The sequence below is a fragment of the Streptomyces sp. NPDC107522 genome, from assembly GCF_055657525.1.
In genome coordinates this window covers 32,784-46,400 of the sequence record NZ_JBVKAU010000025.1, presented here as the reverse complement: position 1 = coordinate 46,400, position 13,617 = coordinate 32,784, and the positions used below count along the sequence as shown (strand labels likewise).

12 protein-coding genes are annotated in these 13,617 nt (G+C 70.1%); 8 read left to right on the top strand and 4 right to left on the bottom strand.

The annotated features are described in order from the left end of the window. Positions 1-332: 332 nt before the first annotated feature. Positions 333-1,208, top strand: coding sequence for an RNA polymerase sigma factor SigF (locus ACZ7L6_RS40725; protein WP_471933099.1), 876 nt, complete (start codon positions 333-335; stop codon positions 1,206-1,208). A gap of 76 nt (positions 1,209-1,284) precedes the next feature. Here the strand turns inward: ACZ7L6_RS40725 and ACZ7L6_RS40720 are convergent, their stop codons facing one another. Continuing rightward, positions 1,285-1,755, bottom strand: coding sequence for an ATP-binding protein (locus tag ACZ7L6_RS40720; protein ID WP_471933097.1), 471 nt, complete (start codon positions 1,753-1,755; stop codon positions 1,285-1,287). A 423-nt stretch (positions 1,756-2,178) separates the two neighbouring features. On the opposite strand from ACZ7L6_RS40720, the gene ACZ7L6_RS40715 reads away from it, so the two are divergent. From ACZ7L6_RS40715 to ACZ7L6_RS40685, 7 genes are all read left to right on the top strand, one after another. Beyond that, a complete protein-coding gene (locus ACZ7L6_RS40715) occupies positions 2,179-2,580 on the top strand; it encodes an STAS domain-containing protein (RefSeq protein WP_471933095.1) in 402 nt (133 codons plus the stop codon). An 833-nt stretch (positions 2,581-3,413) separates the two neighbouring features. Next, positions 3,414-4,313, top strand: a complete 900-nt coding sequence (locus tag ACZ7L6_RS40710) for an STAS domain-containing protein (protein ID WP_471933093.1) — start codon at positions 3,414-3,416, stop codon at positions 4,311-4,313. After that, a complete protein-coding gene (locus ACZ7L6_RS40705; protein ID WP_471933091.1) occupies positions 4,310-4,732 on the top strand; it encodes an STAS domain-containing protein in 423 nt (140 codons plus the stop codon). Before ACZ7L6_RS40710 ends, ACZ7L6_RS40705 begins: the two co-directional genes overlap by 4 nt. After that, complete coding sequence (locus tag ACZ7L6_RS40700; RefSeq protein ID WP_471933089.1) at positions 4,729-5,172, top strand: anti-sigma regulatory factor; 444 nt, start codon at positions 4,729-4,731, stop codon at positions 5,170-5,172. Before ACZ7L6_RS40705 ends, ACZ7L6_RS40700 begins: the two co-directional genes overlap by 4 nt. Then, positions 5,172-6,242 (top strand): ATP-binding SpoIIE family protein phosphatase, encoded by a 1,071-nt coding sequence (locus tag ACZ7L6_RS40695; protein ID WP_471933087.1) that lies wholly within the window; start codon positions 5,172-5,174, stop codon positions 6,240-6,242. The genes ACZ7L6_RS40700 and ACZ7L6_RS40695 overlap by 1 nt, the downstream gene beginning before the upstream one ends. Further along, a complete protein-coding gene (locus ACZ7L6_RS40690; RefSeq protein WP_471933085.1) occupies positions 6,242-7,984 on the top strand; it encodes a PP2C family protein-serine/threonine phosphatase in 1,743 nt (580 codons plus the stop codon). The genes ACZ7L6_RS40695 and ACZ7L6_RS40690 overlap by 1 nt, the downstream gene beginning before the upstream one ends. A 451-nt stretch (positions 7,985-8,435) precedes the next feature. Continuing rightward, positions 8,436-9,011 carry a transcriptional regulator gene (locus ACZ7L6_RS40685; protein WP_471933083.1) on the top strand — a complete coding sequence of 192 codons (576 nt, stop codon included), beginning with the start codon at positions 8,436-8,438 and terminating at the stop codon, positions 9,009-9,011. A 513-nt stretch (positions 9,012-9,524) separates the two neighbouring features. On the opposite strand, the gene ACZ7L6_RS40680 is transcribed toward ACZ7L6_RS40685, so the two are convergent. Genes ACZ7L6_RS40680 through ACZ7L6_RS40670 form a run of 3 tightly spaced genes read right to left on the bottom strand, consistent with a single transcriptional unit; the run spans position 9,525 to position 13,605 of the window. After that, positions 9,525-11,375, bottom strand: a complete 1,851-nt coding sequence (locus tag ACZ7L6_RS40680) for a peroxidase family protein (protein ID WP_471933081.1) — start codon at positions 11,373-11,375, stop codon at positions 9,525-9,527. Beyond that, on the bottom strand, positions 11,372-13,309 hold the full coding sequence (locus ACZ7L6_RS40675; RefSeq protein WP_471933079.1) for a GMC family oxidoreductase: 1,938 nt from the start codon (positions 13,307-13,309) through the stop codon (positions 11,372-11,374). The genes ACZ7L6_RS40680 and ACZ7L6_RS40675 overlap by 4 nt, the downstream gene beginning before the upstream one ends. Continuing rightward, entirely contained in the window at positions 13,306-13,605 is a 300-nt protein-coding gene (locus ACZ7L6_RS40670) for a hypothetical protein (protein ID WP_471933077.1), read from the bottom strand. The genes ACZ7L6_RS40675 and ACZ7L6_RS40670 overlap by 4 nt, the downstream gene beginning before the upstream one ends. Positions 13,606-13,617: the final 12 nt, after the last annotated feature.

The window sequence follows — 13,617 nt, the reverse complement described above, 5'->3', positions numbered from 1 at the left end:
GCTCTCAGGGAATCTCCGTGGGAAACGGTGCACGGGGCGTTAAGGCCCCGGAGCGGTCACACCTCACGCACCGGTGCGCCTCTGGTCCGAAGCACGAAAACCCGCATGCCCCGCGACCGGGCACGCAAACAGCCGCGGATCCAAGAGGGTTGACACAAGGCCCGGCGTCGGCCGGGATCTCCATCGACGGCGTGTCCGGATCTAGTGCACCAAGGGGCGACTTCGCGCCAGAACTCATCACGGCGATGTGTTCCGGCCCACAAAGGGGGAGTGAGCCGCGCGAGCAGGGGCACGCGGGGAAGGACGCAGGTTCCGGCGATCGGGAGGGCAGCATGGCAGCCGTGACGGTGGCGCAGGCAACGGCCACGGCACAGGAGACGGTCACGACGGACGGGGCGGCGCTGCCGCTGATCGAGGATCCGACGAGGGTGAGGCCCCAGGAGGCACGCGAGTTGTCGCGTCAGTTCTTCGACCGACTGGTCATGCTGGAAGAGGGCACGCGCGAATTCCAGTACGTGCGCAACACGCTGATCGAGATGAACCTGTCGCTGGTGCGGTACGCGGCGTCGCGCTTCCGCGCCCGCGGGGACTCGCTGGAGGACATCGTCCAGGTCGGGACCATTGGGCTGATCAAGGCCATCGACCGCTTCGAGGTGTCCCGGGAGGTCGAGTTCACGACGTTCGCCGTCCCGTACATCGTCGGCGAGATCAAGCGTTTCTTCCGCGACACGAGCTGGGCGGTCCATGTGCCGCGCCGACTGCAGGAGGCGCGGGTGGAGCTGGCCAAGGCGACGGAGGAACTCAGTTCCCGGCTGGGCCGTACGCCGACCACCCGCGAGCTCTCACAGCTGATGTCCCTGTCGGAGGACGAGGTGATCGAGGCCCGCAAGGCCTCCAACTGTTACCAGTGTGCCTCCTTGGACGCCGCCGTCGCGGGGGATGCGGAGAGCGGCGAGTCCGTCCTGGCCGACCTCCTGGGTGAGGAGGACCCGTCGCTGGAACTCGTCGAGGACTTCCACTCTTTGGCACCCCTGATCGACGGGCTCGACGAACGTGAACGCCGGATCATCCATCTGCGTTTCGTCGAGGAACTCACCCAGGCGCAGATCGCCGACCGGATCGGCGTCTCCCAGATGCACGTCTCGCGGCTCATCAGCCGCATCATCAAGCAACTGCGCGTCGGGCTGTTGGAGCCCGAGGTCGCCTGAGCACCGTCGTCTCTGGTGCACTGTCGTCCGGGGTGGGTCGCGGCCTCGTGGCCGTCGGCCCACCGTCACGTCCGGGTCAGGTGCTGTCGACCGGGCGCGGGCACCCCGCCGACAGGGGAATCACCGCGGTGACGCGCTTGCCGCCGGCCGGAAGATCCGACACCAGCACGTCGCGGGACAGCCTGCATACGATCGGCCAGCCGCGGCCCGAGCAGCGCCGTCGTCCGTGACGGTCGACCGGCGCGAGAGCGACCGGCCGCCGTCGCTCCCGGTCACTGACGGACAGGTACAGGTCCTGACCCACCACCTCGGCGTCGAAGTCTGTGACGCCGCCGCCGTGCAGCATCGCGTTGGTCGTCAGTTCCGATGCCACCAGCAAGGCGTCCGAGAGGGTGTCCGGTGGGCACGCGGCGCCCCGGGCACGCGACTGTTCGGACAGCACCCGCCGCACGGCTCCGCGTGCCTCCGCCGGACTCCGCGGCCCGCGGCGCACTCGACCCGCTCCCGCCGAGTTCCGGGCGGCGCCGGTCCGGTACGTCTCACTCATCCTTTCGCTCCCTGATGGAGGCGAGGGGAGGAATGACCCGCCGTGCGTCCATGAGGACCCTGGGGCAGGGCTGAGTTCCTTCCCTCCGCCACATCCGTGATGCCTTCCTCCTTTCCGCGTGACCAGTCGGCGAGCCGTCAAACCGCCGCTCGAACCCATGCGCACAAAAGCGGCCAAAAGTACGGCGGAGTACCGCTGCCGCGCACTACCCCTGTGTGCTGTGAGGATTCAGGGGTAGGTGGGCGAACGCATCGACGGACGGTCAACTGCACACGCGGGACAGGAGCGCCATGCCCGAGACCACCCATGACGGCCTCCAAGGGGCCGCTCAGGGGGCCGGACCGGAGTGTCTCGGCGCCGCGATGCATGAAATCCGTCCATCGGGGCACCCGTCCCGATCGCCAACGCCTGTGGGAGGTTTTTGTGTCCGTTGCCCAGAATCCCTTGTCGATCAAGGTAGAGGTGCCCCGGGAGGACGCCGTGCTGCTCACGGTCGAGGGCGACCTGGACATGGATACAGCGACCGAGTTGCAGCACCATCTCGCGAACCAACTCCACCATGGCCGACGCCACTTCCTGCTCGACATCGCCGGCGTTCCCTTTATGGACTCCTCCGGCATGAACATCGTTCTGCGCGCCTATCAGGAGGTGCGGGAGGTCTCGGGCGGGGTGTACGTCATCTCCCCGACGCCCGCCGTCCAGCGCATCCTGGATCTGACCGGGGTCAGCATCACCGTCCCGATCGTCGGCAGTGTCGAGGAGGCGCTCGCCACCGCGGACTCCCGGCCGGCGCACCCCGAGCCTGCGGCCTCGACGGACGAGTGAAAACAGTTTCCCGAGAGGCAGTTCATCGATCGCGAGCCGCACTAGCGCGGGCAGTTGCCGTGTGACGACCACGGCGGTGAGGACGACAGCGTGAGCCGGGCGACGGACACCGCTGCTGTCGAGACCCCGGCCCCACAGAACCCCCAACAACTCGGCGGCCCCGGCGGCCACAGGTGAGAATGGCGTTTCCGACATCGTGAACAGATCCGTGGCAGCCGGGCAGGCGCTTCGCTCCGCGGTCCCGCACCAACCGGTGGACGGCGTCCGCGAAGTACCGTGCGACGGCCACACGCCGAAGCGCGTGCGACCGCGCCCGGCCGACCACGGCCTCGCCATGCTCCATCCCGTTCACCCGGCTCCGATTCCCACCGGGCCCGTGCGGGCGTGCCGCAGCCCGGCCGGACGGACCTGCGGATCCCAGGACTCCGAAGTCGACACGCCGACCGACGGCCAGGCACGCCTGTGCCCGCGGGCGGTGGTGCGCGGCGACCGGCTCGGCGTCCCGGCCGTCACGATGCCTTCCGCCGGCGTGGCCGACCACGCAGGCCACTGGAGCGACGCTCACCTGTTCGTGCTCCTGCCCGACCTCGATCGGAAGGCGGGCGGGCTTCCGGTCGTCGACACCGGCTCCCCGCGGATGCTGCCGCCGTTTGGCCGAGGCCCTCCGGGTGCCGTCTTGAGAGAACGTCGGGTCACCGCGGTACGGCAGTGGCCGGCGACGATGCGCTCGTGGTCCGTCCCGACCGGTCGGGGCCACGGCGGGCGCCTTGACCGTACCGTCCGGCGCTCCCCGTGCGGTCGGGGCAGCGCACACCGTATGAGGAGGGAATCACGTGCCGGAGCAGCAGGCGGCAGAACATCGGACCAACCCGGTGGAGGAGGTCGAGGCCTTCCTCCGGCGACGCCGGGAGCAGATCGCCCAGCGCTGGGCCGACGCGGCGCTGTTCCGCACCGTGTTCACCGTCTCCCGTGACGAGGCGGTGGAAGCCGGCCGGGCAGTGGTGGAGGCGTTGGCCGCGGTGGCCGCCTCGGGTCGGGTGGAGGATGCGGAGGCGGACGGGTTCGCGGTCGTCCGCGAGCAGTTGGCGCGTACGGCGCATTCCCGGGCGCGTGCCGGTGCCACCCTGGCGGAGATCTCGGCGGAGATGGACGCGTTGCGGCCCTCTGTCACCGACCTCCTGCTCGAGGAGCTCTCCGAGGCGCCTGCCGAGCACTTGAGGGAGTGCACGACGGCGCTGACCGTGCTCATGGGCACACTGCGGCTGGTCATGCTGGAGACGACGACGATCGCCGGGCAGGAACTGATCAACCGTCAGCGGCTGGAACTGCTGGAGATCGCCACCCCTGTGATCAAGCTGTGGGAAGGCATCGTCGCCGTCCCGCTGATCGGCACTCTCGACAGCGCCCGCAGCCAGGTGGTGATGGAGACGCTCCTGGACGCCGTCGTCGAACAGCACGCCCGCATCGCGATCCTGGACATCACCGGAGTGCCGACCGTCGACTCCCTGGTGGCACAGCACTTGATGAAGACCGTGGCGGCCGCGCGACTGATGGGAGCGGAGTGCATAGTGTCCGGGATCCGGCCCGCCATCGCGCAGACCATCGTCCACCTCGGCATCGACCTGAGCTCGGTGCTCACCCGCGCCAGCCTCGCCGACGCCCTGGCCTACGCGCTGCAGCAGCAGGGCGCGCACATCGTGCCGAACCCCGCCTCGACGGTGGAGGCCCTGTGACCGGCGCCGCCACGTTCCCGTACGAAGGACACGTGCCGGTCCTCAGGCTCGGTGGCGTGCTCCTGGTCACCCTCCAGGGCGACCTGTACGACAGCACCGCGGAACAGCTCCAGCAGGACATCGGCGCGACCGTCGCCGACAGCGCGATCACCGGTGTCGTCATCGACCTCTCCGGTGTCGAGGTCGTCGATTCCTTCATGGGCCGTGTGCTCAGTGACGTGGCGGCCATGACCGGGCTGCTGGCCGCGCAGACCGTGGTGGCGGGGATGCGCCCGGCGGTGGCGATCACCTTGGTGGAACTCGGGCTGACTCTGCCGGGGTTGCGTACGGCTCTGAACACCGAGGAGGCCCTGCGCCTGCTCGGGGCCGAGGTGTCGGTCCTGCCCCGGGCCGGGCGCGCCCGCCGGGAGAGCCTGTGACCCACAGCACCGGCAGTGTCTCCGCCTGCCTGCCGATCCACTCGGACCTGGATCTGGTGCGAGTACGGCAGCACGTGCGGCAGATGACTGCCCGACTCGGGTTCCGTCTGGTCGAGCAGACGAAACTTGTCACCGCCGCCAGTGAGCTGGCGCGTAACGCCCTCGTCCACGGTGGCGGGGGCCAGATGGAGTGCACGCCGGTGAGCAGCGGCGGGATCCAGGGGCTGCGGCTCGTCTTCAGCGACCAGGGTCCCGGCATCGCCGATCTGGACCAGGCCCTGTCCGACGGCTACACCTCCGGCGAGGGGTTGGGGATGGGCCTGGGCGGCGCCCGGCGCCTGGTGCACGAATTCTCCATCGACAGCCGCCGCGGTGTCGGCACTACCGTTACGGTGACGTCATGGACCGCCCGGCCGCCTCGTCCGCGTGAGGCCTTCTGATGCCGCGCGTGTGGGAGGTGCCGGTGCACGACTCGACCCGCGTACGCGACGCCCGCGTGGCGGCCGGGGCCGCGGCCCGCCATGCCGGGCTGGCCGGGGACAGGGTCGCCGCCGCCGAGCTCGTGGCCACGGAACTCGCCACCAATCTGCTGAAACACGCCGGTGGCGGGCAGATACTCCTCGACCTCGTGGGTCCGGTGGTTCCGGCCTACGGCGACGAGAGGATCGCAGTGGTGCAGATCATGGCCGTCGACCACGGACGGGGCATGCCCGACACCGCCGCAGCGCTGCGCGACGGCTACTCCACCACGGCCTCCCTCGGTGCCGGCCTGGGCACGTGCCTGCGCACGGCCGACGACTTCGCCCTGCACAGCACACCAGGGCGGGGCACGGTCGTCATGGCCAGGATCGCTGGCGGTCGGGACCGTGACGCCGCGGGTCCGCGCCCCGCCCCTGTCCCGGTACGGGCCGGCGGCGTCAACATCCCCTTCGCGGGCGCGGAGTTCTCCGGCGACGCCTGGGTGTGTGTCCGTACGGGCGACCGCGTGACACTGATGCTGGCCGACGGCCTGGGCCACGGCCCTCAGGCAGCCCGCGCTTCCTCCGCCGCAGTGGAGGCATTGCGCAGCGCGCCCCACCTGTCGCCGGCGGACCTGCTGCGGCGGCTGCACGGTGCTCTGCGCGAGACCAGGGGTGCGGCGGTTGCCGTGGCGCAACTCGACGTCGCCGCAGGACAGTTGCACTTCGCCGGAGTGGGCAATGTGGGGGCCCGGCTGCGTCGTGGCGAGCGCTGGCAGGGGCTCCTTTCGCGTCCGGGCATCGTCGGTGCCCACCTCCCGGCGCGGCTGCCGGAGAACCAGGAGCTCTGGATGGACGACTGCCTCCTGGTCCTGCACAGCGACGGCCTGCCGAGCCGCTGGAGTCCCGGCCCGGCCGCCCATGCCCCGCCCTCCCTCGACCCCGCCGTGATCGCCGCGTCGATCGTGCGGGACGCCAGCAGCCCCGCCTTTCCGGTGCGCGACGACACGGCCGTTGTCGTGCTGAGTCCCTTCCCCTCGGACGGCTGCTGATGACCCGCACCTGGTACGTACGCACCATCACGGACGCCGCGCAGGCCCGCATTGCCACCGCGCGGCTGGCCGCCGGGTGCGCAGTGGCCCCCGTCGAGCGGACGCGGCTGGTGGCCGCGCTCACCGCACAACTGCGGCAGTGCCTCACCAAAGGGGGTGACTGGCAGGTCGGCGTGGACGTGACTGTGTCGCCCGGTGGCGGCGCCTTCCGCGTCGAGGTGGCGCCGGCAAGGCGCCGCCCGGAGGACCGGCAGCCCGCGTGGCAGGCGTCGGTCGCCTGCGCCGAGGACGTGGACGTCTCCGGCGCCGAGCAGGCGGCCGACGACCCGGCGACCCTGGCCGAGGCCCTGTTCGGCGCCGACGAGGACGCGGCCCTGCTGCTGGAACGGCTCGACGAACAGGAGGCACTGGTCGCGTTTCACCGCGAGGAACTCCACCAGACCAACCAGGGCGTCCTGGCGCTCCACGCCGAACTGGACGCCGCCGGCCGGGCCCAGCGGGAACTGTTCGCCGCTGAGAAGAAGGCGCGCAAGGAGGCGGAGAACGCCCGCGGCCGGCTCACCTTCCTGGCCGACGCCAGCGCCGCCCTGACGGCCTCCTTGAACCACGAAGCCATCGTCCGGCTGCTCCCTGCCCTGCTGGTGCCGCGGTACGCGCGCACCGTCGACGTCTGGCTGTTCGACGGTGTGGACGACGAACTGGGCAGCGGCCCGCATCCGGCCGCCGCCGTCCTCGCGGCCCGCCGCGGCCGCCCGCAGTACGCCGCCGACCACCCCGGCGGACTGCCCGGCGTCGACGACCAGCCGCCCTCGGCCCTCGACCCCGGCCGGCCCCTGCTGTGCATCCCCCTGCTCACCCGGCGGGCACCGCAGGGCGTCCTCACGCTGTCGCCGCCCGACGAACGCTGGGACCCGGACGACGCCGTCATGCTGATCGAGCTGACCCGACGGGCCAGCATCGCCCTGGAGAACGCCAGACGTTTCGAGCACAACCGGGACATCGCCGAGACCCTGCAACGCGCCCTGCTCACCGAACTGCCCACGACACCCGGCCTGAGCCTGGCCGCACGCTACCTTCCCGCCACCCGCGGCCTGAACATCGGCGGCGACTGGTACGACGCCTTCCGCCAGCCCGACGGCAGCCTGATCACCGTCATCGGAGACGTCACCGGACACGGACTGCACGCCGCGGTGATGATGAGCCAACTGCGCACCGCCCTGCGCGCCTACGCCGTCGACGGCAGCAGCCCCGGCGAACTCCTGACACGCCTGCATGAGTTCCTGCACCGCCTGCGCCTCGACCTCTACGCCACCGCGGTCATCGCACGCTTCCACCCCGACGAACCCACACTCACCTGGGCCGCCGCCGGTCACCCGCCACCAGTACTGCGCACCCCCGACGGTCAGGTGCGCACCCTCGACGCCAAGCCCGGTGCCATGCTGGGCATCCCCCTGAACCAGGAGATCCGCGACCACACCGTGCCGCTCCCGTCCGGATCGACGCTGGCCCTGTACACCGACGGCCTGGTGGAGCGCCGCGCCCGTGGGATAGACCCCGGTATCCGGCGCCTGGCCGAGGTGCTGGGCGGCTTCGGCCCGACCGAACTCGAAGACAACCTGGAGACGTCGGCCGACCGGCTCCTGCACCCCCTGCTGCATGACTCCGAACACGAGGACGACGTATGCCTGTTGCTGTGCCACGTGCACAGCGACGCGCGACGGCAGCGCGCGCCGCAGCCCTGAGCGCCCAGATCCGGGAAACGACCGGCGGCCGGCCCGAGCAGGTGCAGTGCTTCGTCCATGACGACCAAGCCCGCCTCACACAAGCCTTCACCCGCGCCTACCTCTACCAGGGATACGACGACGTCGGCACCCTGGACCACGGCCAACGCCGCCCAGCCGCACGGCGTCTGCAAGATCAGCACCTTCTTGGGAGCGCGACGGTGTGCTGCCCCATCTGTGTGCCGCGCGCGAGCACATCCCGCATTCGCATGCGCAGCAACCGCAACCCGTACTCCTCCAACTCCGTGGCGGCGCCGTAACTCGAGCTGTCATGCGCCACGTTCACGCAACTCCCGAACCAGCAGGTCAGGGCCTGGCGTGTGCTTGACGGCACCTCCTGATGTGTGAACCGAACGTGCTGTAATCTGGTCCCGCCACAAAGCAGCGCACGCCACCGTGAAAGAGAATTGAAGTGCCAGAGCGCACCATGGAATTCGGGAAATACGGGGCCCGTGGCATGAAAGGCCACGAGGCCGTCGCCCGCCAGCTCGATGCGCTTGCCAACTTCGTCGCCACCCCGATCACTGCACGCCGCGGGCTGCTGGCCCGTCTGCACTACCTCACCCGCACCGACCACGCCCGCCAGGCAGCCCGCGAGGCCGGCCTCACCGTCACCGACCGCACGCTCAGGGCATGGCTGGACGGCAAGCGCAGCCCTTCGAGGAAGAGTCTGCAGAACATCGAGACCGCCTACCGCACGGTGCGCCGCCACAACGTCGCCAGGTACTTGCTCGCACGTCTCAACCGTGAAGGCCGCGGCACCCGTGTCGAGTTCCACCCGGTCAACCAGTCCCAGGTCGACCGGCCCCGTCAGCGCGTCGTGTCCTTCCGCACGCTCAACGTCCGTCACTGGGACCGGATCGTCGAGGCGTGGGCCAACGAAGACGACGCCGCCTTGGACGACGCCTGGATCAGCGACGCAACCGTGGACCTCGGCTCCGAATGGGGCCAGTACGAGTACGTCACCAACATCGGCTTCGCAGCCTGATACAGCAGGCCGTCTTGCGGTCCCGGTAAAGAGCCGCGTCGTGAGAGACGGACCGCCCGCCCGAGCGGCCCGTCTTCTTCCGGTTGGAGGCCTGGTCAGCCTTCGCCGCGATGACCGACTTGATACCGCCTCGACGCAGATAGGCGCGCGGGAGGACTACGTCGTGTCGCCGGCCACGGCGCCAGTTCCTTCTCCAGCCACTGCCGGATCCACTCGCCCCGGTGTGCGCCCCGCCTTCCGAACAGGGATACACCCTCGCTGAGAACGGGCAGGCCCGGCAACAGACCGTCCCGGGACCCGGGTCAGGTCCAGGCGGCCCATGATGTCGCGCAGGCCCGTGGCCTCCACCCCGGCGGCCACGCGATGGCGCCGACGGAGGTGCCGGCGGAGCGCTCGAAGGCAAAGCCCTTCTCCAGCAGGCCGATCACAGCTCCCGCGGCGCCCAGGCCACGAAACCCGCCGCCCTCCAGGACGAGGTCGGCTCTGCGACCTTCTGCCGTCCCGGCTTCCTCCTCACTTCCGCCCGGCGACGTTCCAGGGCTGGAAGGCGTTCTTCACTCCGGCCAGTGCGGTCCGTAGATCCGGGTGGTGGCGCAGCAGTACGGTCCCCATGGTGTTTTCGTCGATCCAGCGCAGTCCAGCCTTCGAGTAGACCTCGGGCGTGTAGTACTCGGTGAAGAACCGATCGCTGTTGAGCCGACGCGAGGCCATGAGGATGAAGATGCGGAACGCGGTGTCGCTGAAGGCGAATCCGGCGGGGAGTTTCTCCGCGTACAGGCCCACGGTCAGGTCCACCTTCTCGATGTCGCCGTCGTAGACCCGCTTGATCTGCTCGGCCCAGTCCCGGTTTTCGGTGAGCTCCTCGAAACTCGCGGCGGGCTTCAGGCGCAGCAGCCGGCGGAACTCGTTGTAGCGGGGGACACCGAGTTCCCTGCTGCGCAGGATGTCCGTGGCGGCGAGGTCCTGCAGGTGACCGTCCGGCCGCTCGAACTCCTGCAGGAACTTAGGGAAGTTGTGCATGGTGACCAGGCCCGGGTGCAGCGTGCCGAAGCTGTACAGCAGGTCATGCACGGGGACGGTGTCCATGACCTTCAGTGCCTCGGGACCGGCGAGATCGCGGAAGGTGGCCTCCCGCAGCGTGGCGTCGTCGGCCGCGGCCCGCAGATGCCAGTCGTCGCGGACCAACGGGTGCATGCGGTAGACGGCGACGAACTCCTCGGTGAGCGTGTACGGAACGCCGTAGTGGTCGGTCTCGGCACCGGGGATGCCGCTGATCACCTCGGAGTTGCTGATCCGCCCGAAGAGGTTGTGCGCGCGCTCGCCGGCGAGCCCCCACCAGTTGGTGCGCAGCGCGGTGACGGTGGTCGGGTGACTGATGACTGCCGGTGTCCACTCCACCGTGTGGATCTTGGCGAGGAGGGCGGCGTTGACCAGCCTGGCGCGCTGGAAGAGCTCCTCGTCGTCCCAGCCGGGGTACTGCGCGTGGAGGTGGTCACAGATGGCGTTGTGCTCCTTGGCGAACAGCGTCTGCATCATCGCGAGCCCCAGCCAGAAGCCGGGCACCCGGGACGGGTCGTGGTCCGGGTCGGACGGTAAGGGTGTCCCGTCGTCGCCCCACAGACGCAGCTTGCCGTTCTCCCCGGTGCGCAGGACACGCTGCTCCTCCTCGCTCGACCCGTAGATCTGGGAGGCGTCCCACCAGTGCGAGGAGACGTTGACGCGCGTGTCGGGGGTGCCGGCCGGGGCGTGCGGGTCGCGCGTGGGGTCGTCGGGGGTGCGCATGATCTGCATGGGTCGCTCGGGCCAGGGGTCGTCGTCGCGTAGCGGGACGGTCCACGGCCGGTCCGTGGGGCTTGCGCCGTGGCTGAACCAGTCGCGCACCATGAACTGCAGCCAGGCCGCCACGAGGGAGTTCACCGTCTCGGCGGGGATGAACTCGTCCCGGGTGAGCAGTTCGCGGCTGACCACGCGCGGGTTGGGCGAGGAGAGCACGTCTGCGGCCGAGACCGGAGGGATCTTCTCCAGCGGGATGTTGCGGCCGAAGCGGGTGCCGGCCATACCCATCTTCGGCTGGTCGAGGTCGTTGTAACTGCCGTCGGCCGTCCGGTTGACCGGGTATGCCTTGCCGTTCCGCGGTGCCGGCTCGGGTACGTTCACCGCGGGGATCCGGTTGGTGTCGTGCAGGTTCTCCTGCCGCAGCTTCACCCGCAGCCCGAGCAGGGTACCGAGTCCGAGCGGGACGGGCAGTTTGTCCCAGCCGATCCTGCGGTCCAGGAATTCGGCGACGCCGGTGACGACACGCCAGGGCAGAGTGCGTCGGTAGCCGGACCTCGCGTTGCCGGCGGACGGTCGCTTGTGAGTCATCGGTTCCTCCTGGCGGACGGTTCGACGGTGCTTGGTTCGCTGGGTGGCAGGGCTTCGGCGAGGATCACGTCACTGGCCTTCTCGCTGATCATGTAGATCGGAGTGGCGACGAAGAATCCGGGGATTCGGGGGAAGACGGAGGCGTACACGACACGCAAGCGCTGCACGCCGCAGACCCGGAACCGGCTGTCGACGACGGAGGCGGGATCGTCGGGACGCCCCATCGGGCAGGTGCAGGACGCATGGTGGCCCCACGCCTCGTCCTGCACCCAGCGGCGGATCTGCTCGCGGGTGCGGACACCCTCGCCGGGCCACAGCTCCTTCTTGATCACGTCTCCGGCGCGGCGGTTCATGCCGCGCACGAATTCGACGGCGTCGACCATCGCGTCGAGGTCCGCGCCGGTCTTGTCTGTGCCCTCCGTGAAGTAGTGGAAGTTCACCTGCGGGGTGTCCCGGGGATCGGCCGACCTCAGGCGCACCCGCCCTCCTGTGTTGCGTGTCCCGGCCTTGAGGACCGCCCAGGTGAAGCGGTCCTTGCGCAGCAGCCCGTCCCGGGAGTAGCCGGGGTAGTAGCCGCGGAAGTCGGCGGGCAGCCCGAAGACGAACAGGTCCGGTGCATCGAGATCGGCACGGGACTTGCGGGTGATGCCGACGACGGCTCCGTTCGTGGTGTAGAGCCCTTTGCCGCGCTGCCAGTCGCGATAGCAGCGGTCGGGTGGCGTGCCGGGCTCGGGCGCGTGGAAGGAGCAGCCTTTGATGATCGGGAACTCCCGGGCCATCTGGCTGACCACGCCGACCTCGTAGCGGTCCTGGAGGGTCCGGCCGACGCACTGCCGGTCGACGCGCACCGTGATGCCATGCCGCTCCAGCTCATCGCGCGGGCCGATCCCGGACAGCATCAGCAGCTGCGGTGTGTTGAAGGCACCAGCGGCCAAGATCACCTCGCGCCGGGCCAGCACCAGCTGCGGCGACGCGAGGTGGGGGTCCCCGTCGGCCGCGGGATCGGCTCGGTAGGCGTGCTCGCGGGCGAGGTACTCGACGCCGACCGCCGCGTCGTTTTCGTCCAGCACGACGCGGGTCACCAGAACGTGCGGTCGTACGACGAGCCGGTCGGGGTGCTTCTCGCGTACGGCCGCGATCCGCTCGCGTACGGCACTGCGCCGCCCGTCGGCGGTGACGGACATGGGAATCTGCCACAGTCCTTCGAGCGCATCGGTCTGCACGCGCCAGTCATTGGGGTCAACCAGGGCGCCCAGGCCCTCCAGAGGCGACAGCGGCCGGCCGAGGAAGTCGGCGAGCTCGCCCTCCGCCGCGTTCAGTACGACCTTCAGCAGCTGCTTGTCCTGGATGATCAGCCCGGGGTCGGCCAGCCGTGTGGGTAGCCAGCCGTCGAATCCGTGCCGCGACCCGTTGACGTACCGCCCGGAGACGAACGGCAGCGCCCGCAGCAGCGCTGCCAGCAGCCGGTTGGACGGCAGTGTCCTGGGGCGCGGCCGGTATTCGCAGCGCTCCAGCCGCTCGAAGTAGGCGCGCATGGACGCGCTGCTCCAGGAGTCATCGCCGGTTGCCCGGGCGATCCGGTCCCAGTCCGCGTTGTACGGGTAGACGGTGATCAGCGCGTGGTGGGCGGAGCAGCCGCCGATCGCCCCGGCCCGCGGGTAGAGGATTCCCTTGCCGGGGACGGCCTTGGTGTCGCGCTGGTGCTGTTCCTCGTCCTCGTAGTGGCGCACGAAGTAGTCCCAGCGCTGTGCGGGGTCCTCGGTGGCGTCGGGGTGGAAGGCGGGCACGAGGTAGTTGTCGTTGGTGTGTTCGCCGCCCGCGTCGAGGAGCAGGACCCGCATGCCGGCTTCGGCGAGGCGGGCGGCGAGCGGGCCGCCGCCGGCCCCCGCCCCCACCACGACGTAGTCGAACCCCTCTGCGGCGGTCGCTGTCACGTCTTCTCCTGGCCGCCGGTCAGGGCACTGACGGCCAGCGCGGTGTTGACGGCGGAGATCAGGGTGGTCAGGGCAGCGGTGCGGGGTGCCAGATGGCCGCGCAGCCCGAGCATTGCCGCAGTCACCGTGTCGCTGCCATGGATGAGCACGCCCTCCCGCAGGTCCTGCGTGAGGCGCTCGTCGCGGCTGGTCAGCAGGTCGAGGCCGAGCAGGCCGGCGGCCCCGTTGAAGAGCCGGATGTCGGCCAGCCCGGGAACCGCCGCGGAACGAATTCGGGCAACACGCTTTCCTGACATGGTGTCCTCCCT